This is a genomic window from Isoptericola jiangsuensis (assembly GCF_002563715.1).
GTDB classification, from domain to species: domain Bacteria; phylum Actinomycetota; class Actinomycetes; order Actinomycetales; family Cellulomonadaceae; genus Isoptericola; species Isoptericola jiangsuensis.
This window is the reverse complement of sequence record NZ_PDJJ01000001.1, coordinates 3,226,512-3,249,006: the sequence shown is the minus strand read 5'-3', so window position 1 is coordinate 3,249,006 and position 22,495 is coordinate 3,226,512. Positions and strand designations below refer to the sequence as shown.

Here is a 22,495-nt window from a genome sequence, read left to right as displayed (position 1 = left end):
CCGGGTGAATTGACCCCGTGGCCGTTGAGCGGCACCGGCAGGTCGCCAAGAATGGCCGGTGAGTCGCCGGCCGACCTGGAGGTCACAGATGGGTGCGATCCGCACGGCCAGCCCGCAGGACGTCCCGGGCCGTCTCACGCCCGATCCCCACCACACCACCTGGGCCGGGTCGGCGGACGCCCAGCGCCGCCTGCACCGCCTGGTGCCCGGCGGCGCGCACACCTACGCCCGCGGCTCCGACCAGTACCCCGAGGGCGTCGCCCCCGTCCTGGTCCGCGGCGTCGGCGCCCGGGTGCGGGACGTCGACGGCAACTGGTACGTCGAGTACGGCATGGGGCTGCGCAGCGTCACCCTCGGGCACGGCTACCGGCCCGTCGTCGACGCCGTGGCGCGAGCCGCCGCCGACGGCACCAGCTTCTCCCGCCCCTCCGTGCTGGAGCTCGACGCCGCCGAGCGGTTCCTCGCGACCGTGCCCGGCGCCGACATGGTGAAGTTCGCGAAGAACGGCTCCGACGCCACCACGGCGGCGCTCAGGCTGGCCCGCGCCGCCACCGGCCGCGACGTCGTCGCGATCTGCCGCAGCCAGCCGTTCTTCTCCGTCGACGACTGGTTCATCTCCACGACCGGGATGGACGCCGGGATCCCCGGCACCGGCCGCGACCTCACCGTCGGGTTCGCGTACAACGACCTCGACTCGCTGCGCCGCGTGCTCGAGGAGCACCGCGGGCAGGTCGCCGCCGTGTTCCTCGAGGCCGCGACCGGCGGGGCCGAGCCCGCGCCCGGCTTCCTCGAGGGCGTGCGCGCCCTCACCACCGAGCACGGCGCCGTCATGGTGCTCGACGAGATGATCACCGGCATGCGCTGGCACGCGGGCGGCGCCCAGCACGTGTACGACGTCACGCCCGACCTGTCGACGTGGGGCAAGGCGCTCGGCAACGGGTTCGCCGTGTCCGCGCTCGCCGGCCGGCGCGAGCTCATGGAGCTCGGCGGGCTCGACACCGCCGAGCCCCGCGTCTTCCTGCTGTCCACCACGCACGGGCCCGAGACCACCGGGCTCGCCGCCTACCTCGCCGTCGCCGACGCCTACGCCGAGCACGACGTCGTCGGCATCATGGAACGCCAGGGCGAACGCCTGCGCCGCGGCGTCCAGGAGGTCACGGCCGCCGCCGGCGTCGCCGACCACGTGACGGTCGGCGGGCGCGCGTCCTGCCTCGTCTTCGGGACGCTCGACCCGCAGGGCGCACCCAGCCAGGCCTACCGTGCCCTGTTCCTCCAGGAGCTCCTGCGGCACGGCGTCCTCGGCCAGTCCTTCGTCATCTCCGCGGCGCACACCGACGACGACGTCGACCTCACCGTCGAGGCCGTCGCCCGGGCCTGCGTCGTCTACGCCAAGGCGCTCGACGCCGGCACCACGGACGGCTACCTCCGGGGCCGTCCCGTCGCCCCGGCGCTGCGCCCCACCGCCGCACCCCGCCGCCTCCCGGACCTGGGGGCACCGACCGAGGAGGTCCAGCCATGAAGGTCGTCCTGTTCTGCGGGGGGCTCGGCATGCGCATGCGCTCCGGCCACGACTCGCTCCCGAAGCCGATGATGCCCATCGGGTCCCGGCCCGTCCTGTGGCACATCATGAAGTACTACGCGCACTACGGGCACACCGAGTTCGTCCTCGCCCTCGGGTACGGCGCCAACGCCGTCAAGGACTACTTCCTCAACTACCAGGAGACCCACTCCAACGACTTCGTCCTCACCAAGGGCGGCCGCGAGGTCGAGCTCCTCAGCAGCGACATCAGCGAGTGGCGCATCACGTTCGTCGACACCGGCATGGACACCGCCATCGGCGAGCGCCTGCGACGCGTGCGCCCCTACCTGGAGGACGACGAGGTCTTCCTCGCCAACTACGGCGACGTCCTCACCGACGCTCCCATGGACCGGATCGTCGACGACTTCCTGCGGACCGACGCCGTCGGCTCCCTCATGGCCGTGTCCCCGCAGGACTCGTTCCACGTCGTCCGGTTCGAGCCCGACGGCACCATGCGCGACCTCGAACCCGTCGCCGGGATGAGCATGTGCATCAACGGCGGCTACTTCGTGCTGCGCCAGGGCATCTTCGACTACCTGAACGAGGGGGAGGACCTCGTCATGGACGCGTGCGTGCGCGCCGCCCGCGACGGCCGGTTCCGCGTCCACCCCCACGAGGGCTTCTGGGCGCCGATGGACACGCTCAAGGAACGGTCCGCGCTGGAGGAGATGAACCGCGTCGGCGACCGCCCGTGGGCGGTGTGGGACCGCGAGGCGCAGCACCACCTGCGGCGCGTGCCCGAGGTCGAGGTCGGCGAGATCGCCGCGTTCCCACGGACGGTCTAGTGCACGGCGGCAGGACGGCGGACGTCCGGGTCGGTCTCGTCGGGGAGTTCGGCGTCCACAACTCGGGCAACGAGGCGACGCTGCAGGTGGTGCTCGACCTGCTGGCGGCCGACGCGCGCCTCGCACCCGTGGTGGTCGCGGACAAGCACGACGTGGTCGCGCGCGACCGGGGGGTGCGGGCCGTCCCGCTGCACGACCCGGCGGCTCGACGCGGTGGCCTGCGCGGGCTCCTCGGCAAGGCGTCGGACGCCTGGCACGCCTGGCGGACCGTGGGGCTGCTCGACGTGGTCGTCATCCCCGGGACGGGGATCTTCGAGGGGCTGGCGATCGCGCCGGGCGGGATCCCCCTGACCCTGTTCTGGTACGGGCTCGCCGCGAGGCTGCGCCGGCGCCCGTTCCTCGTGCTGTCCGTGGGGGTCGACGAGGCGTTCCACCCCGTCACGGGACGGCTGTTCCGGTGGACGATGGGGTGCGCCACCTACCTGTCGGTCCGCGACGCGGGCTCGGCCCGGGCCGCCCGGGCGCTCGGGGTGCGCCGCGACCTGCCCGTCGTGCCCGACCTCGTGCTCGGCGTCGACGTCGGCACCGCCGACCGGGGGACCGGAGCGGGCACCGTCGCGGTCGGGGTGATCGAGTACCGCGGCATCGGCACGGCCGAGTCGGAGGCGGACCGGGCCGCGTACGTCGAGCGGGTGCTGCACGTCGTGCGGCGCCTGACCGACGCGGGGCACGACGTCCTGGTCGTCGGTGGCGCCCTCCCGGACCGGCCCACGGTCGAGCTCGTGGCCGCCCGGGCGGTGGTCGCGGCGCCCGGGCGGGTGACGGCCTCGGACGCGCTCTCCCTCGACGACCTGACCCGGGACCTCGCGACCTGCGCCGCCGTGGTCGCCGCCCGCTACCACAACCTGATCGCGGCGCTCCGTCTCGACCTGCCCGCGGTCTCGGTCGGCTACGGCAGCAAGCAGGAGTGGCTGCTCGCTGACTTCGGGCGCCCGGAGCGCGCGCACCGCATCGACACGTTCGACCCCGACGAGGTCGCCGACCAGGTGCTCGCCGCCGTGACCGCCGGGTCCGACCCGGCCGCCCATGACGTCCTCGACGAGGCGCGCCGTGCCCTCGCCGACCAGGCGGCGAGGGTGGCGGCGCTGCTGCGGGACGTCGCCGACGCCCGGGCGCCGCACGCCGACACCGTCCCCGAGAGCTCAGGAGCCTGCCCGTGATCGGACTCCCCCTGCCCCCCGGACCGCTGCGCGTGGTGTGCGTCGCCGCGCACCCCGACGACGTGGAGATCGGCTGCGGCGGCACCCTGCTGGCGCTCGCCGCTCGCGGCCCCGTCGACGCGGCCTTCCTCACGCTCACCGGGACACCGGACCGCGAGGACGAGGCCCGGCAGGCCGCGGAGGCGTTCCTCCCGGGCGCCACCTCCCACTTCGCGCGGCTCCCGGACGGTCGGCTGCCCGAGCACTGGGGCGAGGTGAAGTCGGCGCTGCACGAGCACGCCGGGCGCAACCCGGTGCCGCACCTCGTGCTGGTGCCGCGGACGGACGACGCCCACCAGGACCATCGACTGCTCGGCACGATGGCCCCGACGGTGTGGCGGGACGCCCTCGTGCTCCACTACGAGATCCCCAAGTGGGACGGGGACATGGGCCGACCGACCACCTACGTCGGCGTGCCCGACGAGCTCGCGCGGCGGAAGGTCGAGCTGCTGGACGCGTGCTACCCCTCCCAGAAGCCGCACGACTGGTGGGACCACGAGGTGTTCCTCGGGATGATGCGGCTGCGCGGGATGGAGTGCCGGTCCCGCTACGCGGAGGCGTTCGTCGCCCCCAAGGTGCTGCTGGACGTGGCGGGTGGTCGCTGATGGTCGCGTCGCTGGGGTTCGGGCTCCCCGTCTACAACGGTGAGCGGTTCCTGCCCGGCGCCCTCGACTCGCTGCTGACCCAGGACTACGAGGACATCGAGGTCGTGGTGTCCGACAACGGCTCGACGGACGCCACCGAGGAGATCTGCCGGGCCGCCGCGGCGGCGGACCCGCGGGTCCGCTACGTCCGGGAGGAGACCAACCGCGGCGGCACGTGGAACTACCGCCGGGTCGTCGAGCTGTCCGCGTCCCCCCTGTTCAGCTGGATGGCGGTCGACGACCTCAAGCTCCCGACGTTCGCGTCGTCGTGCGTCGCCGCGCTCGACGCGAGGCCGGACGCCGTGTTCGCGATGACCCGGACGGGCATCATCGACGGCGACGACGTGGTCTTCGAGGAGCTGAACGACGCCGACCTCGGGCTCGACGCGCCCACCGCCCCGGAGCGGATCCGCAACCTCTACCGTTCCCTGGCGGCGCACGTGATGTACGGCGTGATCCGCCGTCCGGCCCTCGACCGCACCCGACCCCTCCTCGCGATGGTGGGCGACGACGTCGTCCTGCTGACCGAGCTGCTGTGCCAGGGACCGGCGGTCGTCGTCGACGACCGGTCGTTCCTCCAGCGGCGCATCCCGGAGCAGCTCTCGATGCAGGGGCAGGAGCAGGTGAAGTGGCACGCGCCGTCCGCGTCGGTGCGGTTCGCCTTCCCGCAGACCCGGCTGAACCTGGAGCTGTACCGCGCCGTCGCCACGACCGACCTCCCGTTCCGGCAGAAGGCGAGGGCGTGGGCGCAGGTGGGGCCGGCGTGGGTGTTCCCCCGGTGGCGGGGCATGGCCCGTGACGTCGCGACCGCCGTCGGTGTCCCCGGGTGACGGGGACCGCTGACGCCGCGCGACGACGCAGGTGGTGGACACGGGCGCTCGTCGTCGTGCTGGCGCTGCTGGTGCTGGCCGGCGGCGCCGCGGCCGTGTGGTGGTGGGACCGGACGCACCAGGGTCAGGCGATGCCGATCCCCGGCGACCTGGCGGACGGCGAGGGCACGGGCGTGTCGTCGCCGCCGCCGGCGTCGTCGTCGCCTCGGACGGTCGTCCCGGGGGACGCCCGGTTCGTCGCCGAGGTGTCCGACGACGGCCGGTACTTCGTCGATCAGCTCGGCGACCCGGTGCTCGTGCGGGGGGACTCGCCGTGGTCCCTGCTCGTCGACACCACGCCCGAGCAGGCGACGACGTTCCTGGAGAACCGTCGGCAGGCCGGTGTCGACGCGCTCATCGTGTCGTTGCTGGGCGCCACCGGGAACGGGGGCCCGGCCGACGACGGCAGCACGGTCGACGGCCTGCGCCCGTTCGTCGACGGCGACGTGCTGACGTGGGAGCCGGACTACTGGGACCGCGCGCACGACGTGCTGGCCGCCGCGGCCGAGCGCGGGATCACGGTATTCCTCTACGCGGTCGACGGGTGGACCATCGACCGGTCGTTCGTCCCGGGCTCGGTCGCGGAGTGCCGGGCGTACGGCGAGCAGGTCGGGTCCTGGTCGGCGGACCTGCCCAACATCGTCTGGATGACGGGCGGCGACTACTTCCCGGCGACCGACGACCTGGCGGCCGGCAGCGACGTGGACCGGTGCTTCGCCGCCGTCGCCGACGGGGTGCGGGCGACCGGCGGGGACCGTCCGTTCTCGATCCAGCTGGGCTACCCGGTGTCCGCGTCGCGGGACAACCCGTTCTGGGCGCCCCGCGTCGACTTCGACTTCGTCTACACCTACGCGCCGACCTTCGCGGCGGTCCGCGCCGCCTACGACCGGACCCCGGCGATGCCGGCGCTCTTCGCCGAGGGCAACTACGAGCGGGAGAACAACGACGGCGCGTCACCGCCGACCACGAACGAGACGTTGCGGCGGCAGGCCGCGTGGGCGCTGACCTCCGGCTCGCCGGGCGACTTCTACGGCAGCGACGACTGGGAGTTCCTCGACGGCTGGGAGGCCCGCCTCGACAGCCCGGGGCTGGACCAGGTGGGTGTGGTCCGCGACACGGTGGCCTCGACGCCGTGGTGGCGACTCCGGCCCGATCTGGGCGACCGCCTGGTGGTGTCCGGCCGGGGGAGCGGCACGGCGCCCGACGACGCGGACGTGCTCGACGCGGACCTGGTCACGGCGGCGGTCACGGACGACGGCGGGCACGCCGTCGTGTACGTGCCCACCGAGCGGGAGATCGGGCTCGACCTGTCGGTGCTGGCACCGGGCGCGACGGCCACCTGGGTCGACCCGTCCGACGGCACGGAGGTCGCCGCGGAGCTCGCCGACCGGCTGCGGACCCCGGGGGTCAACGCCGACGGCGGCGGTGACTGGCTGCTGGTCGTCGGGCCGGGGACCTAGCGCACCGGCCGACGGGCCGGGTGAAAGTCGTCGGTCGGCGCACCGGACGTGCACGACGAGGAGCACCATGAGCCATGGAGCCGGTCTCGGACGACGAGGTCGCCTACTGGGACCGGTGGAACGCCACACACCGACGACCAGAGGCGCTCGACCAGGTGTCGCTCGACCAGTCGCGCGCGGTGCACGCGGCGATCGGGCGGCTCGCACGCACGGACCTGCGGGTCCTCGACATCGGGTGCGGCACGGGCTGGCTCGTCGACGAGCTGCTCCGCTACGGGTCGGTGACGGGGATCGACGTGAGCCGCGACGTCATCGCGGAGGCGCGGCGCCGGACCCCGCGGGCCACGTTCCTGTCCGGTGACGTCCTCGCGGGCGAGCTGCCGTCCGGGGCGTTCGACTGCATCGTCAGCCTGGAGACCCTGCCCCACGTGTCGGACCAGGGTGCGTTCATGCGGGAGCTGCGCCGCCTCGTGGTACCGGGTGGGCTCATCGTGCTGGCCGTCCAGAACGGGGCGGTCCTGGGCAAGCACGGTCGCGTGCCCGACCAGGACCCGCGTGTGCGTCGCCGCTGGCCGACGCCGGAGTCGCTGCGGGAGCTCGCAGGGCAGGCGGGGACGGTCGTCTCCTTGCGGACGATCACGCCGCAGGGTGACGCGTCGTGGCGTCGGGTCTTCACTTCCAAGAAGCTGAGGGACGCCCTCGGACCGGTCGGTCTGCGGTGGCACGCCCACCTGGAACGGATCGGCTGGGGCCGCACGCTGGTCGTCGAGATCCGTGCGGACGCCTGACCGCGGCTCAGCCCCGGGCGTACCGACGACGCCACGTCGCGAGCACCGCGCGCCGGGCCGGCACCTCGACGCCGTGGTGCAGGGCGAGCGCGAGGGCCGTCGACAGGACCAGCGCTCCGGCGGCGGCGAGCAGGGGAGCCACGGGCAGCCGTGCGACGACGAGGATCGCGGTCTGGTGCACCAGGTAGAACGCGAACGACACCTCGCCGGCGCGCAGGAGCAGGCCGTGCCCGAGGAAGCCGCTGCGCCCCGCCGCGTCCGCGTGCGCGAAAGAGGTGACGAGGTAGGCGCACGGCAGGCACACCAGGGCTGCGGCGGGGACCGCCGTGGCGTCCGCCAGGGCCACCACGAGGGCCGCGACGACGACCGCGACGGTCGACCAGGTGCGGCTCAGCAGACGTGACGAGCCGATCCGGCCCAGCGCGAGCGCGGCGGACACACCGAGCAGGAACTCGCCGAGCCGTGCCGCCGGGAGGTGGTAGAGGTAGCCCTCGGTGTCGGGCGCGACGGCGGCGATCACGACGGGCACCACGACGAGCGCCGCCGACACGGCGACCGCGACGGCGGGTCGCCACCGGGCGAGCACGGGGACGAGGAACGGGAACGCCGCGTAGAAGAACATCTCGCAGCTGAGGGACCACGAGACGCCGTTCAGCCCGTAGGCGACGAGGTCCTGGGGCCACCAGGCCTGGACGAGCAGCAGGTTCGGCAGGACGACGTCCGGACCCAGCGCCACCGATCCCTGCGCGAGCTTGCCGCCGAGGACGAGCAGCAGCGCCGCCAGGTGGGCGGGGTAGACGCGCGCGACACGGTGCACGAAGAAGTCCGCCGGTGTCGCCCCGGGACGCGACCCCCACGTCAGGACGAAGCCCGACAGGACGAAGAAGAAGGTCACCCCGAGGTAGCCGACCGAGGCCCCGGGGACGGTGAGGAGACCGAACAGGTCCAGGTGGAACAGGAAGACCGCGAACGCCGCGACGGCGCGCCACGAGGTGAGGGACGGCAGGACCGGTCGCCCGCCGGACGTGAGGCGGGCCGCCGCGTCCGGGCTCGTCACCGAGCGACCTCGGAGGACGGGACGGGGGAGCCGCCGGTGATGCGCAGCTCGGCGAGGACCTCGTCGAACCGGCGCCGCGCGGCCCGCCAGTCGTGCGCCCGGGCGTGCGCGAGCCCCCGGGCCTGCACGCGACGGCGGTGCACCGGGTCGTCGGCGAGGTGCTCGATCGCCTGCGCCAGGTCGTCGGGCGACCCGGGCGCCACCAGGACGCCGGCGTCGCCCGTGGCCTCGGGGATCCCCCCCACGCGTGCCGCCACGACGGCCGCGCCCGACGCCATGCCCTCCAGGACGGTGAGGGCGAACGGCTCCGCCCAGCGGGACGGCACCACGACCACGTCGGCGGTCCGCAGGATCGCCGCGACGTCCGCCCGCGGCCGGAACGGCAACCACCGGACCCGGTCGCCGAGCGGGCTCGCCGCGGCGCGCAGGGACTCCTCGTAGGTCGACAGCGGTGCGCCGGGAGCGAAGTTCGTGGTGCCCACGAACGTGGCCCGCACGTCGGGCCGGGCGAGTCGGACCAGGGCTTCCACGAGGAGGTCGGGGCCCTTGTCGGGCAGCATCCGCCCGACGAACACGACGTGCAGGCCGTCGTGCCCGGCCGGGGTGTCGTCGGGGGCGAACAGCGTGGTGTCGACCGCGTTGTGGACCACCACGACCCGGTCGCGCAGGCGGGGCGGGAGCCGCTCCGCCGTGCGTTCGGCGACGTAGGCGCTCACGCACACGATCCCACCCGCCGGGTCGAGCGTGCGGCCGGCCTCCCGCGCCCCGTAGGAGCGCAGCAGCTCGTTGTGCGCGTACAGCACCGGGACGTGCCGGTCGGTGTCGACGAGCCCGACGAGCTGCGGCATGTTGTGCCCGACCACGACGGAGGGCGGCCACCGCTCCTGGTCCGCCACGGCGGGCGCGAGGGTGCGGCGGGCGCCGCCCCGCGCCAGACCCAGGCGGGAGGCGGCGAGGTCGCGGTAGCGGTCCGACCGGTGCGCGGCGGCGGGCGGGTAGGGGACCACCTCGGCCGTCGGGTAGTGGTCCGGGTAGGTCCCCTCCGCGACGGCGACGCGCGTGCGGGGCGCTCCCTCGGGCGTGGCGCCGGCCAGCCCGTGGACGACGGTCGGCACGGCGCTGCCCGTTGACGGCGAGAAGTGGTCACCAGGGGTGATCACGTGCACGTGACTGCCTACCGGGACGGCCATGGCCCGAGCCTAGGCACCGGGGCCGTCGGCGCGGGGGTGAAAAGTCGACGGCTCCGGCTGAAATCCGGTCGCGGGTCTCGGCAAAGGGGCGTGCCTCGGAAACGATGACCCTGTGACGCACCCACCCGGCTCGTCGACGCGGCTCGACCACGTCGTGATCATCGCCAGCACCCGCCGTCCGGGGCTCCTCGGCCGGACGGTCGAGGCGCTCCTCGAGCAGACCGTGCCCGCGGACCTGGTGGTGCTCAGCGTCGCGGGCACCGAGGACGTCCCGGCGGGGCTCGCCGCCCGGGACGGGGTGCGGGTCGTGGTCTCGGAGCGCGGCTCGACCGTCCAGCGGAACACGGGGCTGCGGTCCATCGACCCGGTCCCCGACCTGGTCACGTACCTGGACGACGACATCCTGCTGGCCCCGGACTACTTCGAGCGGTTGCGCGACGTGATGCGGCGCGAGCCCGACGTCGTGCTCCTCACGGGCCTGGTCGTGGTCGACGGTGCGGCGCTCGGCCGCGAGCTGTCGCCGGAGGAGGCGCGCGCGGCCATCTCAGCGGCACCGGAGTCCTCCCTCCTCAAGGACATCGGCGGGACCTACGGCTGCAACATGACGACGCGCGGGCACGTCGCGCTGCGCGAACCGTTCGACGAGCGCATGCGCCTGTACGCCTGGCAGGAGGACACCGACTTCGCGGTCCGGTGCCACGCGCACGGCCGGGTGGTGCACTACTGGGGCTGCGTGGCCGCGCACCTCGCCGTCGGCTCCGGTCGGGTGAACGGTCGGGCCCTCGGGTTCGCCCAGATCGTCAACCCGTTCCACATGTGGCGCAAGGGAACCAAGTCCGCCGGCAACATGGTGCACGACTGGTGGCGCTACCTGGGCTCGAACACGTTGCGGCTGGGGGACCGCAGCCGTCCGGACCGGTCCGGGCGGCTCGTCGGGAACCTTCTCGGGTTCCGTGAGGTCGCGTTCCGGGGCGGCCGCCCCGAGGCCGTGGAGAAGGTCGCGGCGTCCCGATGAGCACCGAGAAGCCCACCACCGAGCCCGTCGGGACGGACGAGGCCACCACCCCGGCGACGATGTCGCGCGGCGAGCTCCAGGACAAGGCGATCCGCGGGGCGATGTGGACCCTGCTCCACGTCGCGGTGTCGCTCCCGCTGGCCTTCGTGGTCAACATCGTCATCGCCCGGGTGCTGGGCGTCGTCGACTACGGCCGCCTCGCCTACCTGTCGACCGTCCTCATCATCGTCGCGATGACCATCGACCTTGGCGTCGGCACCGGGGTCGTCCAGTTCGGTTCCAAGGCCCACGCCGCCGGCCGCTTCGACGAGGTGAAGCGGATCCTCCAGGCGGCGCAGGGCTACAAGATGCTCGTCGGCATCCCGGCCATCTCCGTGGTGGTCCTGCTCCTGGTCGACGTCGACCCCGTGCTCATGGCGATCGCCCTGGTGTTCGGTGTCGTGGTCCCCTGCACCTTCAACGGGGCCGGCGACGCGCTCGCGATCGAGTCGAAGACGGCCCAGAACGCCCAGACGGCCATGGTCGTCAACCTGTTCGCCCAGGCGATGGTGGTGATCGCCGCGACCACCGCCGGCACGGCGGACGCCATCTGGGCCGTCCGGCTCGTGGCGGGAGGCATCGGTGCCCTCGCCTACCTGTACTTCGTCGACCGACCGTACCGCCGGGCCCTGCTGCGGCCGCGCCTGCGCCGGTTCCCTGCCGGGTTCTGGAAGTTCGCCCTGCCCGCCGGCGCTGCCGGTCTGGTCGAGGCGTTCGTCTCCTCCCGCAGCGAGGTGCTCGTCCTGACCTGGATGGACGCCGCCGAGGCCGCGGGTGTCTTCGCGCTCGCCTTCGGGCTGTCGATCCACCTGTTCGCGCCCGCGCAGTCGCTGCTCGGGCCCCTGGTCCCGGCGATCTCCGGCCTGCGCGAGGTCGACGTCGAGGCGGTCGGGCGCGCGCTCGCCCGGACGCTGCGGGCGTCGGCGACCGCCACGGCGGCCGTGGTCGCCGCGGCGTCACCGGCGTTCGCCATGCTGGTGCCCGTGCTGTACGGCGAGGAGTTCGCCGACGTCCCGCCCGTCCTGATCGTCCTCAGCGTCTCGGGAGGCCTCCTGGTCATGGCCGGCCCCCTCAAGGCGTTCATCATGGCGCGGCTCAAGGGCACGTGGCTGCTGTGGATGAACCTGGCGACCCTCGTGGTCAACGTCGGGCTCATCGTCGTCCTCCTGCCCTACCTGGGCGTCTGGGCGGCGGTCCTGGGCAACCTCTGCGGGGCGGTCGTGCTCTTCACCTGCCTGCTCGTGCTGGAGGTCCGTGCGCTGCAGCAGGTCACCCGGATGATCGTCGCCGCCGTCGCGCCGTACCTCCTCGGCGCGGCCGTCTCGGTCGTGACGTGGTGGAGCGTGTCGTGGCTCGGCTGGAGCCCGGTGCCCTCCGCCGTCCTCGCCGGGATCGTCGGCCTCGTGCTCTACGTCGGCCTGCTGTGGCTCACGAGGACGGGACTCACCACCGCCGACGTGGACGCCGTCGGGCGCTCGGTCCCCGCGAGGCTGCGCCGTGTCGCCGAGCCGGTGCTGCGCCTGATGGCAGCGGCCCGCGGGTGAACCCCGGACCGAACCGATGAGAACGGAGAGCACGTTGGAAGCCAGGGCGGTCGCCTTCTACCTGCCGCAGTTCCACCCCATCCCGGAGAACGACGAGTGGTGGGGGCAGGGGTTCACCGAGTGGACCAACGTCGCGCGGGCGAAGCGCCTGTACCCGGGTCACCGGCAGCCGCTGGTCCCGGCCGACCTCGGGTTCTACGACCTGCGCGTCGCCGAGACCCGTGCCGCGCAGGCCGAGCTCGCGCACCAGTACGGCGTCGAGGCGTTCGCGTACTGGCACTACTGGTTCGGCAACGGCCGCCGCATCCTGGAGCGCCCCTTCGCGGAGGTCCTGGCGAGCGGCAGCCCCGACGTGTCGTTCTGCCTGGCGTGGGCCAACCAGACCTGGAGCGGGATCTGGCACGGTGAGGCCGACCGGGTCCTGGTCCAGCAGCACTACCCGGGCGTCGAGGACTACACCGCCCACTTCGAGGCGGTGCTGCCGGCCTTCCGGGATCCCCGCTACCTGCGCGTCGACGGACGGCCCGTCTTCTACGTCTTCCGTCCCGAGGAGCTGCCGGACGCCGGGCAGTTCGTCGACCTGTGGCAGTCGCTGGCGCGCCGGCACGGCCTGGAGGGCCTGTACCTCGTGGCGGAGATGAGCGACCTCCTCGCCGGCGGCGTGCGCTACGACCGGGTCAAGGAGGACGGGTTCGACGCGGGCGTCTACATGCGCATGCCCGCCGGGACGTCTCGCGGCGAGACCCTGCGGATGCGCGCCTGGCGCAAGGTCGCCGGGGGACCGCAGATCCACCCGTACTCGACGGACTGGGCCGCGCAGAACCGCACCGGCGACCTCGTCCAGCCGTGCGTCTACCCCAACTGGGACAACACGCCGCGCTCCGGCCGCGGCGGCGTCGTCCTGCACGGCGCGACGCCGGAGAAGTTCGGCGAGAACGTCCGCCAGGCGGTCGCGTCGATCGCGCACCGCCCCGCCGAGGAACGGCTGCTGTGGGTCAAGTCGTGGAACGAGTGGGCCGAGGGCAACCACCTCGAGCCCGACCTGCGCCACGGCCGCGCCTGGCTCGAGGCGCTCCGGGACGGCCTGCGATGACCGGCCAGGGGCCGCTGCGCATCGCGATCATCTCCTACTACCTGCCCAGCACCAGCAAGCAGGGCATCGGCTACCAGGTGCACGAGCTCGCGACCGAGCTCACCCGCCGCGGGCACGACGTCACCGTGCTCAGCGACTGCCCGCCCGTCGACGGGGCCGTCTACGGGCACCGGCACGTCCGCATGACGGGCTCGCTGCGCACCTTCCGGTTCGCGCTCGCGCTGCGCAAGGTCGACCTGTCCGGGTACGACGTCCTGCACGCCTGGGGCGACGACTACTGGCTGTGGCGGCGCCGTGTCCCACGGCACGTCCGCACCCTCGCCGGGTCCTGCTTCGAGGAGGCCCGCACGATCCGCGGCCTCAAGGAGAAGACCCGCATGGTGCTCCTCGGGCTGTCCGAGGTGCTGGCCTCCGTCGTGGCCGACCACACCGTCGTCATCTCGCCCGAGACCCGGCGCTGGTACCCCTGGGTGCGGGACGTCCTGCCGTGCGGCACCGACGTCCGCCGCTTCGCCCCGGACCCGTCCCGGCACGCCGACCACCCCGTCGTCCTGTTCGTCGGCTACTGGCACGGCCGCAAGCGCGGCGCGGAGCTCGCCCGCCAGTTCCAGGAGACCGTGCTGCCCAAGCACCCCGACGCCGAGCTGTGGATGGTGGCCCGCGACGTCCCCGACGACCCCGGTCCCGGCGTCCGTGCCCTCGGCCGCCTCTCCGACGACGAGCTCGTCGCCGCGTTCCAGGAGGCGTGGGTGTTCTGCCTGCCCAGCGACTACGAGGGCTTCGGCATCCCGTACGTCGAGGCCATGGCGTCCGGCGCCCCCGTCGTCGCCACGCCCAACCCGGGCGCGCTCTACGTCACCGACGGCGGCCGGACCGCGGTGGTCACCCCGCTGGAGGACGTCGGGACGGCGCTCGCCGAGCTGCTGGCCGACGACCACCGGCGCGAGGTGCTCGCCGGCGCGGCGCTGGAGCGGGTCCGGGAGTTCACGCTGGAGAGCGTCGTCGACCGCTACGAGGCGCTGTACCGCGGCACCGTCTGAACCGTTCGCACTGCACACGGACGACGGCGGCCGCCCCGATCCTCGGGGCGGCCGCCGTCGTCTCGTCGGGCGTCAGGGCAGCGGCTGCGGCGTGCAGCTCGACAGCGCCACCGTGAACGACGTCGGGGTGTCCGGCGTCTCGATCATCGCGCCGTCCTCACCCGGCTGGAGGTCGATCGTGTAGCTGTCGCCGGGGCTGAGGTACGTGGACCGCCACACGTCCGTGCCGCGCTCCCACTCGATGACCAGCACGTCACCCTCGAGGACGAGGATCTCGCAGCCGTCCGCCCACTCGCCCATGTACGGGTAGAGGGTCTCGCCGTCGAGCGACTCCACGGTGCGGGCGTTCGACCCCTGCCGGTCGTTGTTCGGGTACGCCGCCCACGACGGCCACGACACCGCACCGCCGGACCAGGGTGCCCAGTCGTTCTCGCAGCCCGCGAACGCCGTGCAGTGCCACAGCGCGAGGGTCGACTGCATGACGACCGCGTCGGGCGGGGTCGTCGGCGTCGGGTCGGGCGTGGGCTCGGACGTCGGGGTGGGCTCCGGCGTGGGCTCGGTCGGCTCCCCGCTGGTGTGGACGTACGCGAAGGCGCTGCCGTCGTTCTGGACCGAGAGCACCTCGCCCGCCGCGAGGCCGTCGATCGTCACCGACTCGCCCGCGGAGGCCTGGCCGACCTGCCGGTGCGAACCCGTCGGCGTGCCGGCGTACAGCGCCGCCGAGCCGCTCACGACGGTGACGGTGTCACCGTTCGCGACCTCGGCGGGCAGGTAGATCGCCGCGGAGGTGGTGTAGCCGTGGCGGGTGCTCAGGGCACCCGTGGACTCCGGCCAGGCGACGGCGTTGCCGGAGAGCTGGTCGCCCCACGGGCAGCTCGCGCCGGCGCAGGTCCACGTCACCGCCTGCGACGGGGTGCCCGCGCCGGCGGACGGCTCGGTCGACGGCTCGGGGGAGGGCGTCGGTCCGGTGCTCGGCTCGGGGCTGGGCTCCGTGCTCGGCGTCGGTGAGGGCGTCGGCTCCGGGCTGGGCTCGACCGTCGCGGCGACCGTGTAGGTGAACGGACCGCCGTCGTTCTGGATGGAGATCACCTCGTCGGACGCGAGCCCGTCGATCGCGTGGCCTTCGCCGGTCGCGAGCTGGGCGAGCGACCGGTGCGGGCTGTCGACGGGACCGGCGTAGATCCCGGCGGAACCGGACGTCACCGTGATCGTGGTGCCGTTCGCCGCGGCGGCCGGCAGGTAGATCGCGACGGACGTGGTGTACCCGTACCGGGTCGACACGCCGTCGGGCCACACCCCCGCGTTGCCCGACAGCTGGCCTCCCCACGGGCAGCTGTTGCCCGTGCAGGTCCAGGTCACGGACTGCGACGAGAGGTCCGCGCTCGGTGCGGTGGACGGTTCCGACGTCGGCGTGACCGTCGGCGTCGTCGAGGGCTCGGATGTCGGCTCCGCCGAGGGTTCCGTGGTCGGTGTGGGCTCGACCGACGGCTCGGGCGTGGGCTCGACGGACGGTTCGGCGCTCGGTTCGTCCGACGGCTGGGGTGTCGGCTCCGCCGAGGGCTCCACGGTCGGCGTGGGCTCGACGGTGGGCTCGACCGAGGGCTCCGTGGTCGGCGTGGGTTCGACGGACGGTTCGTCCGACGGCTCGGGCGTGGGCTCGACGGACGGCTCCGGGGTGGGGTCGGGCGTCGGCTCGGGCGCGGGTGCGGCGGCCTCGATCGTGTAGGTGAAGGAGCCGCCGTCGTTCTGGAGGGAGAGCATGTCGCCGGCGTCCAGCCCGCTGACGGTGTAGGCGTCGCCCGACGCCAGGTGGGCGAGGGCGCGGTGGGGGCTGTCGGCCGGACCCGCGTAGACCGACGCGTTGCCGGAGGTGACGGTGATCGTCCGCCCGAGCGCCGAGGCCGCGGGCAGGTAGACCGCCACGGACGTGGTGTAGCCGTAGCGGGCGGTGGTCCCGTCGGACCAGACCGCGGCGTTGCCGGCGGTCGACGGTCCCCAGGGGCACGGGGAGCCCGTGCAGTCCCACGTGACCTGCTGGGAGGGGGTGTCCTGGGCGGCGAGGTCGACCACGGCGACCGCCGGTGCCGAGAGGCTCGCGGCGATCAGTCCGAGGGCCAGAACTGCCGCGCTGCGCGCCTGTCGGGAAGCCATGTCAGGACGCTACGCCGCGGGTGAGCGGCTCAGTCGGCGGGTACGGGTGAACTCTCCTGGGGTGCCGGGTGAAATCGCCGCCGCGCCGGGCGGAACGTGCCCGGCATCGCTGCTGCGAGCAACGATGCGAGGCTCGCGACGAGCAGGAGGGACCCGACGACGTCGGCCGGCCGGTGGGCGAACGCCACGACGTTGGCGAGGCAGGCGAGGACGACGACGGCGAGCACGGTGCGGCGGACCACGGTGTGCCGGCGCAGGGTGCGCGACGGCCACAGCACGAGGACCGCGACGCCGAGGACCGCGACGGCGGTGACGTGGGTGCTGGGGTAGGTGTTGTACGCGTAGCCGTAGGTCTCGTCGTGGAACGGGCGCGCCAGCAGGACGTCGCGCAGCCAGACGCTGAGCGCGGGCGCGGCGAGGCAGAGCAGCACCATGCCGCCGGTCGCGGTCCAGCGTCCGTGGCGCAGCGCGAGCAGGCCCAGGGCGACGACGAGCGCCGCGAGGGCGACGACGACGGCCTCGCGCACGATCCCGGCGACGGGCCCGGGCAGCCCGAGGCGTCCGGCGACGAACCCGAGCAGGAACTCGTCGGCGCGCTGCCCCCACGGACTGAGGACCCCCACGACGTACAGGAGCGCGAAGGTGACCGCGAGCGCAGCGGCTCGCAGCAGGTCCCGTGCACGCCCCCCCGGCCGTGTCGTCACACCTGTGATTGTCGTCGGCCGTCGCCGGGGGGTCGATGGCTGGAGGGGTGAATTCGGGGCTCCGGTGCGGGTCGCGGGCCGCGGTGGATTCACCCGGCCGGGGCGGCAGTTCACCCGGGCGCAGGGGTCCGCTCGCGGGGTGCCGTGTCTAGTGTGACTGGTGTTTCCACAGCCGAGCGGGCCGCGCGTGGCGGCGCCGCAGGATCGACGCGGATGGGCGGACGGACATGCCTCGAGCACTCATCACCGGGATCACCGGGCAGGACGGGCTCTACCTGTCGGAGCTGCTGCTGGCCAAGGGGTACGAGGTCTGGGGGCTGATCCGCGGGCAGAACAACCCGAAGCTCGACCTGGTCCGCAGCACGGTGCCCGACGTCCGTCTGGTCACGGGCGACCTGACGGACCTGTCGTCCCTCATGCGTGCGCTGTCCGCGTCCCGGCCGGACGAGGTCTACAACCTCGGCGCCATCTCGTACGTCGCGTACTCGTGGGAGAACGCGATGGTCACCAGCGAGGTGACGGGCAAGGGCGTGCTCAACATGCTGGAGGCCGTGCGGCTCCACACCCTCGACGACCCGGGTCGCGTGCGCTTCTACCAGGCGTCCAGCTCGGAGATGTTCGGCAAGGTGCAGGAGGTCCCGCAGCGGGAGTCGACGCTGCTGTGGCCGCGCTCGCCGTACGGCGTCGCGAAGGTGTTCGGCCACTACATGACGATCAACTACCGCGAGTCGTACGGGATGCACGCGTCGTCCGGGATCCTGTTCAACCACGAGTCGCCGCGGCGCGGGCCGGAGTTCGTGACGCGCAAGGTGTCGCAGGCGGTCGCGCGGATCAAGCTGGGGCTGCAGGACGAGATCGTCATGGGCAACCTCGACGCGAAGCGGGACTGGGGTTTCGCCGGCGACTACGTCGAGGCGATGTGGCTGATGCTGCAGCAGCCGACGGCGGACGACTACGTCGTCGCGTCGGGGGAGACGCACTCGATCCGGGACCTGCTGGACGCGGCGTTCGCGCACGTCGGGATCGAGGACTGGAGCGGGCTGGTGCGTCAGGACCCGCAGTTCATGCGCCCGGCCGAGGTCGAGCTGCTCATCGGGGACCCGTCGAAGGCGCGCCAGGTGCTGGGTTGGAAGCCGAGCATCGACTTCGCCACACTGGTCGGCATGATGGTGGAGAACGACCTGCGTGAGCAGTCGGACCTGGTGGGTCGCTGAGTGACGGTCGCGCTCGTCACGGGTGTCACGGGCCAGGACGGGTCGTACCTGGCGGAACGGTTGGTCGCCGAGGGCTGCGAGGTCCACGGCCTGGTGACGCGCGGTGACGGCCGTCCCGCGTCCCTCCCGGCGGAGGTGACGCTCCACGAGGGCGACCTGCGCGACCGGGACGGTCTCGCCGCGCTCGTGCGGGCCGTCGGCCCGTCGGAGGTCTACAACCTCGGCGGGGTGAGTTCGGTCGCGCAGTCGTGGGAGCAGCCGGTGCTGACGGGCGAGGTGTCGGGCCTCGGTGCGGTCGCGCTGTTCGAGGCGTCGTGGGCGGCGCAGGAGCGCACGGGGTCGCCGGTGCGCGTGGTCCAGGCGTCCAGCGCGGAGATCTTCGGCTCGCCGGTCCGGTCCCCACAGGACGAGTCCACGCCGGTGCGTCCCGTGTCGCCCTACGGGGCGGCGAAGGCGTACGCCCACCAGATGGCGGCGGTGTTCCGGTCCCGGGGGCTCGGGGTGTCGTCGTGCGTCCTGTACAACCACGAGTCGCCGCGGCGTCCGACGACGTTCGTCACGCGCAAGATCACGGCGCAGGTGGCGCGGATCGCGCACGACGGTGGCGGCACGCTGGCGCTCGGGAACCTCGCGGCCCGGCGGGACTGGGGCTGGGCCCCGGAGTACGTCGACGCGATGGTCCGCGCGGCGCGGCACGACGTCGCGGACGACTTCGTGGTGGCGACCGGGCGGACGCACTCCGTGGAGGAGTTCGTCGCGGCGGCGTTCGCGGCGGCCGGGGTCGACGACTGGCGCGACCGGGTGGAGATCGACCCGCGGTTCGTCCGCCCGGTCGATCCCGCCCTGCAGGTGGGCGACCCCGCGCGTGCCGAGCGGGTGCTGGGCTGGCGGCCGACGGTCGCGTTCGAGGAGATCGTCGCCCGCATGGTGCGGCACGACCTGGAGCTGCTCGCGGTCTGACGCCGGGGCCGGGCGGGGTCACCCCACCCGGCCGAGGGACACGAGGTGGTCCGCGAGCCGGGCGGCGAGCGCCACGACGGTGAGCGTGGGCTCGGCGGTGCCGCTGGTGGGGAACACCGAGCTCCCCACGACGTACAGGTTGTCCGTCCCGTGCACCCGGCAGTGCCGGTCGACGACGCTGCCCGCCGGGTCGCGTCCCATCCGGGTGGTGCCGGTGTGGTGGAAGTAGAAGCCGAGGTCGCCCGCGGCGTACTTGTCCTGCATCGAGGAGGCGAGGGCGTCGCCGTCGACGCCCAGCGCGCGACCCGCGAGGCGCAGCGCCGTGGCGTGGTCCGCCCGCTGCGTCGCGTCGAGCCGGGTGTCGAGCGCCACGTGCGGCCGCCCCCACGGGTCGCGGGCGTCGGTGAGGCGGAGCCTGCTCGCGGGGTCCGGCACCTGCTCGATCTGGGCGATCATCGCGAGCCGCCGCGACGGGTTGGGGTGGCGCAGGAGCCGGCGGGCGCCGTAGCCCGCGACGTGCCCGGGCCGTCGCGCGACGCCCGCCGCGGCCGCGAGGAGGGGGCCGGGTCGTCGTGGCGCGTGCTTGAGGGCACGCAGCGCCGCCGGGGCGCCGCCGTCCTGGAACCACACCGCCAGGCCGGGGAGGCGGTGCTCGGCGAGGACGTCCGCGGCGAGCACGAGCTGTGCCCAGACGTGCGCGCCGTCGATCCGCTGCCGTCGGTCGCCGAGCTCGTCGACGTGGCGGCCGCGGCCCACGTGGTAGAGCCGCAGGTTGTCGCGGTCGGGCAGCAACGCGTCGAAGACGTAGTACCAGTGCTCCTGGAAGTAGCGGCCGACGTTGTCGCGGGTCGCGCCGTCGGGCACGCCCGGCGAGGCGAGCAGGATCTTCGCGTTCTCGATGCCGCCCGCCGCCAGGACGTAGCGCCGTGCGGTGACGGTCAGGGTCTCGCCGGACGCCCGGACGGCGCGCACCCGGCGCACACCGCCGCAGCGCCCCCGCTCCAGGCCGGTCACGTGGACGCCCAGCAGGACGACGACGTCGCGCGACCGGCGCAGGGTGCGGGCGTGCAGCACGGCGAGGCTGAACTCGGGCGTGGTCTGCTCGATCCGCGTCTCCAGGGTGGCGGAGTCCAGCAGCGCGGGCCCGTGACGGCGCGCCAGCGCCTGGGCCACCCGGTCCGGTTCGTAGGTCCGCAGGTCGCCGAGCCCGCAGAGCTCCTGGGCGCGGCGGTAGTGGGGGTCGAGGTCGTCGCGGGTGATCGGCCACCCGCTGCCGGGGATCCAGGGGCGGGCGGCGAAGTCCTCCCGGTCGAGGGGGCGGCAGTTGCCGTACCAGTGGTTGGAGTTGCCGCCGAGGAAGAGCCGTCGTCCGCCCGCCGTCCCCAGGGTGGGCGGCGCGCCCGGGGCGACCTCGTACGCCTCGCGCTGCGCGGTGTCCGCGGTCGGCCCGCCCTCCTCGAGGACGACCACGCGCAGCCCGCTCCCGGCGAGCTCGGTGGCCAGCGCGATCCCGGCCGCCCCGCCGCCGACGACGCACACGTCGGTCCGGCTCAGGTCGGGCAGCTCCGCGTCGCTCGTGACCAGCATCGTTCCCTCGTCGTGCTCGCCGGCGCGGGCCGGCGAGCCGGCCGGGGGCGCGACCGACGGCCCGGTGCGGGGGCGGCAGGTCCGCTCCCGGCTCGCTCCGTCACGAGCGCCCCGTGGCACGACGTCCGGCGTCCTCGCCGTGGTCCGTGCCGTCCGGTGAGCGACCCGGAGCCGGGCCGTCCTGCGGACGGGGGTTCTCCTCGAGGCTATCGGCGGCCTGCGGGCGCCGCCTCGCCGAGGGCGGGTGAACGTGGGCGCAGGGCCGGCGTTACGCCTCGTCCGGTGCCGCGGGGCCGGGGGACCGGCGCAGCGCGACGGACGGCCGCCACCGGCCCGCGAACGCCGTCACGCGGGCCGACACCTCGGCCCGGCTGCCCGTGGTCAGCGCGCGCGACAGCCGGATCGCGGGCCGCTCGACCCAGCGGTGCAGCAGCACGGCGGCGCCGACGGCGGCCCCGAGACCCACGGCGTAGGCCGCCAGCGCGGGACCGGGGCCGTCACCGAGCACCTTGTAGGCGGCGGCCATCACGGTGTCGATGACGGCAGGTGCACGAGGTAGAGGGAGTAGGAGATCGTCCCGAGGAAGATCAGCCAGCCCCAGGGCCGCACCCCGAGCCGGCCGGTGGCGACGAGGACGGCGAGGAGCGCCGCCGTCGTCCAGGCGAACCACTCGGTGCGCCACGGGTCGGCCGCCCCTGTCGCGGTCTCGACCGCGACGGCGAGGGCGACGACGCCCAGGGCGACGCCGAGCGTGGCGGGGCCGACGTCGCCGACGAGGTACCACGCCACGGTCGCCCCGAGGCAGAACATCCACCAGGTGCCGAGGAACCACGGCCCGGTGCTCGTCCCCGTCGCGAGGAGCACCAGCGAGGCGGCGCCGAGCGTCCACGCGGTCCACCGCACCGTCCGACGGCGCGCGGTGACGTCGTCGCCGTGGGGCAGGCGACCGGCCAGGAGCACCAGCAGCACGATCACGAGGTAGAACTGCACCTCCAGGCACAGCGTCCAAGCGACGGCGAGCACCGGCGTCGCCGCGGCGAACCCCTGGACGTAGACGGCGTTGGCCGCCACGTCGGCCGCGCCGATCGACCGGTAGTCCAGGCCCGGCACGAGACGTTCGGCCGCCGCGATCGCCAGGACGACGGCCATCATCGCCCAGTACGGCGGGTCGAGGCGCAGCTGCCGGCGAGCCGAGTACCGCAGCGCGTCGCGGGGTCGGCGGCCGAGGTCGCGCACCGTGTAGGTGATGACGAGCCCGGAGAGGACGAAGAACACGGCGACGCCGCCGCGGGCGTAGTCCGACGCCGTCACGTACGGGGCCGGGAAGGTCGCGGCGAGTGTGTCGGCCTGCGGGGAGTTGCGCAGCAGGTGGAACAGCACCACGGCGAGCGCCGCGACGCCGCGGAGCGCGTCGACCGAGTGGAAGCGGGGCTTCGTCTCGGGCGCGGCCGGGTCCGACGGCGTCGACATGCTCCCCAGACTGGCATCGTGCGGCGTCGGGCGGGGAGGATGAAACA

At 74.0% G+C, this 22,495-nt stretch carries 20 protein-coding genes; 13 read left to right on the top strand and 7 right to left on the bottom strand.

The window, feature by feature from the left end; translation table 11 throughout:
• The first annotated feature begins 88 nt into the window (after nucleotides 1–88).
• From ATJ88_RS14620 to ATJ88_RS14590, 7 genes are all read left to right on the top strand, one after another.
• Nucleotides 89–1,519, top strand: a complete 1,431-nt coding sequence (locus ATJ88_RS14620; protein WP_098464456.1) for a glutamate-1-semialdehyde 2,1-aminomutase — start codon at nucleotides 89–91, stop codon at nucleotides 1,517–1,519.
• A complete protein-coding gene (locus ATJ88_RS14615) occupies nucleotides 1,516–2,364 on the top strand; it encodes a sugar phosphate nucleotidyltransferase (protein WP_211287523.1) in 849 nt (282 codons plus the stop codon). Before ATJ88_RS14620 ends, ATJ88_RS14615 begins: the two co-directional genes overlap by 4 nt.
• Nucleotides 2,364–3,584, top strand: a complete 1,221-nt coding sequence (locus tag ATJ88_RS14610) for a polysaccharide pyruvyl transferase family protein (protein ID WP_170023650.1) — start codon at nucleotides 2,364–2,366, stop codon at nucleotides 3,582–3,584. The genes ATJ88_RS14615 and ATJ88_RS14610 overlap by 1 nt, the downstream gene beginning before the upstream one ends.
• Nucleotides 3,581–4,228 carry a PIG-L deacetylase family protein gene (locus tag ATJ88_RS14605; RefSeq protein WP_098464454.1) on the top strand — a complete coding sequence of 216 codons (648 nt, stop codon included), beginning with the start codon at nucleotides 3,581–3,583 and terminating at the stop codon, nucleotides 4,226–4,228. Before ATJ88_RS14610 ends, ATJ88_RS14605 begins: the two co-directional genes overlap by 4 nt.
• Nucleotides 4,228–5,097, top strand: a complete 870-nt coding sequence (locus ATJ88_RS14600) for a glycosyltransferase family 2 protein (protein ID WP_098464453.1) — start codon at nucleotides 4,228–4,230, stop codon at nucleotides 5,095–5,097. Before ATJ88_RS14605 ends, ATJ88_RS14600 begins: the two co-directional genes overlap by 1 nt.
• The gene (locus ATJ88_RS14595) at nucleotides 5,094–6,596 is read left to right on the top strand and encodes an apiosidase-like domain-containing protein (protein ID WP_141538699.1); all 1,503 of its coding nucleotides are present in this window, start codon (nucleotides 5,094–5,096) and stop codon (nucleotides 6,594–6,596) included. The genes ATJ88_RS14600 and ATJ88_RS14595 overlap by 4 nt, the downstream gene beginning before the upstream one ends.
• A 74-nt stretch (nucleotides 6,597–6,670) precedes the next feature.
• Nucleotides 6,671–7,384: a class I SAM-dependent methyltransferase gene (locus tag ATJ88_RS14590; protein WP_098464451.1), complete on the top strand. Its 714-nt coding sequence runs from the start codon at nucleotides 6,671–6,673 to the stop codon at nucleotides 7,382–7,384.
• 7 nt (nucleotides 7,385–7,391) lie between these two features.
• Here the strand turns inward: ATJ88_RS14590 and ATJ88_RS14585 are convergent, their stop codons facing one another.
• Together ATJ88_RS14585 and ATJ88_RS14580 are read right to left on the bottom strand one after the other, a co-directional pair.
• On the bottom strand, nucleotides 7,392–8,441 hold the full coding sequence (locus ATJ88_RS14585) for an acyltransferase family protein (protein WP_170023648.1): 1,050 nt from the start codon (nucleotides 8,439–8,441) through the stop codon (nucleotides 7,392–7,394).
• Nucleotides 8,438–9,631, bottom strand: a complete 1,194-nt coding sequence (locus ATJ88_RS14580; RefSeq protein ID WP_098464449.1) for a glycosyltransferase family 4 protein — start codon at nucleotides 9,629–9,631, stop codon at nucleotides 8,438–8,440. The genes ATJ88_RS14585 and ATJ88_RS14580 overlap by 4 nt, the downstream gene beginning before the upstream one ends.
• Before the next feature lie 112 nt (nucleotides 9,632–9,743).
• Here ATJ88_RS14580 and ATJ88_RS14575 point away from each other — a divergent pair, with 112 nt between their 5' ends.
• From ATJ88_RS14575 to ATJ88_RS14560, 4 genes are read left to right on the top strand one after another with little or no spacing between them, the layout of a single operon-like run.
• Nucleotides 9,744–10,646 carry a glycosyltransferase family 2 protein gene (locus ATJ88_RS14575; RefSeq protein ID WP_098464448.1) on the top strand — a complete coding sequence of 301 codons (903 nt, stop codon included), beginning with the start codon at nucleotides 9,744–9,746 and terminating at the stop codon, nucleotides 10,644–10,646.
• Nucleotides 10,643–12,229, top strand: coding sequence for an oligosaccharide flippase family protein (locus ATJ88_RS14570; RefSeq protein ID WP_098464447.1), 1,587 nt, complete (start codon nucleotides 10,643–10,645; stop codon nucleotides 12,227–12,229). The genes ATJ88_RS14575 and ATJ88_RS14570 overlap by 4 nt, the downstream gene beginning before the upstream one ends.
• 34 nt (nucleotides 12,230–12,263) lie before the next feature.
• Nucleotides 12,264–13,322 carry a glycosyltransferase WbsX family protein gene (locus tag ATJ88_RS14565; RefSeq protein ID WP_211287522.1) on the top strand — a complete coding sequence of 353 codons (1,059 nt, stop codon included), beginning with the start codon at nucleotides 12,264–12,266 and terminating at the stop codon, nucleotides 13,320–13,322.
• Nucleotides 13,319–14,362, top strand: coding sequence for a glycosyltransferase family 4 protein (locus ATJ88_RS14560; protein WP_098464445.1), 1,044 nt, complete (start codon nucleotides 13,319–13,321; stop codon nucleotides 14,360–14,362). Before ATJ88_RS14565 ends, ATJ88_RS14560 begins: the two co-directional genes overlap by 4 nt.
• A 72-nt stretch (nucleotides 14,363–14,434) precedes the next feature.
• Here the strand turns inward: ATJ88_RS14560 and ATJ88_RS14555 are convergent, their stop codons facing one another.
• Both ATJ88_RS14555 and ATJ88_RS14550 read right to left on the bottom strand, forming a co-directional pair.
• Nucleotides 14,435–16,513, bottom strand: coding sequence for a hypothetical protein (locus ATJ88_RS14555; RefSeq protein ID WP_141538698.1), 2,079 nt, complete (start codon nucleotides 16,511–16,513; stop codon nucleotides 14,435–14,437).
• A gap of 29 nt (nucleotides 16,514–16,542) precedes the next feature.
• Entirely contained in the window at nucleotides 16,543–17,217 is a 675-nt protein-coding gene (locus tag ATJ88_RS14550; protein WP_098464443.1) for a hypothetical protein, read from the bottom strand.
• Between the two features lie 227 nt (nucleotides 17,218–17,444).
• Here ATJ88_RS14550 and ATJ88_RS14545 point away from each other — a divergent pair, with 227 nt between their 5' ends.
• The gene (locus ATJ88_RS14545) at nucleotides 17,445–18,431 is read left to right on the top strand and encodes a GDP-mannose 4,6-dehydratase (RefSeq protein WP_098464442.1); all 987 of its coding nucleotides are present in this window, start codon (nucleotides 17,445–17,447) and stop codon (nucleotides 18,429–18,431) included.
• Nucleotides 18,432–19,391: a GDP-mannose 4,6-dehydratase gene (locus tag ATJ88_RS14540; RefSeq protein WP_098464441.1), complete on the top strand. Its 960-nt coding sequence runs from the start codon at nucleotides 18,432–18,434 to the stop codon at nucleotides 19,389–19,391. It abuts the gene before it with no gap.
• Nucleotides 19,392–19,409: 18 nt separating this feature from the next.
• Here ATJ88_RS14540 and ATJ88_RS14535 read toward each other — a convergent pair whose 3' ends face one another.
• The 3 genes from ATJ88_RS14535 to ATJ88_RS14525 all read right to left on the bottom strand — a co-directional run bounded on the left by ATJ88_RS14535 (nucleotide 19,410) and on the right by ATJ88_RS14525 (nucleotide 22,448).
• Nucleotides 19,410–20,978 carry an FAD-dependent oxidoreductase gene (locus tag ATJ88_RS14535; RefSeq protein ID WP_098464440.1) on the bottom strand — a complete coding sequence of 523 codons (1,569 nt, stop codon included), beginning with the start codon at nucleotides 20,976–20,978 and terminating at the stop codon, nucleotides 19,410–19,412.
• Nucleotides 20,979–21,246: 268 nt separating this feature from the next.
• Nucleotides 21,247–21,504, bottom strand: coding sequence for a hypothetical protein (locus tag ATJ88_RS14530; protein ID WP_098464439.1), 258 nt, complete (start codon nucleotides 21,502–21,504; stop codon nucleotides 21,247–21,249).
• On the bottom strand, nucleotides 21,504–22,448 hold the full coding sequence (locus tag ATJ88_RS14525) for an acyltransferase family protein (protein WP_098464438.1): 945 nt from the start codon (nucleotides 22,446–22,448) through the stop codon (nucleotides 21,504–21,506). Before ATJ88_RS14525 ends, ATJ88_RS14530 begins: the two co-directional genes overlap by 1 nt.
• Nucleotides 22,449–22,495: the final 47 nt, after the last annotated feature.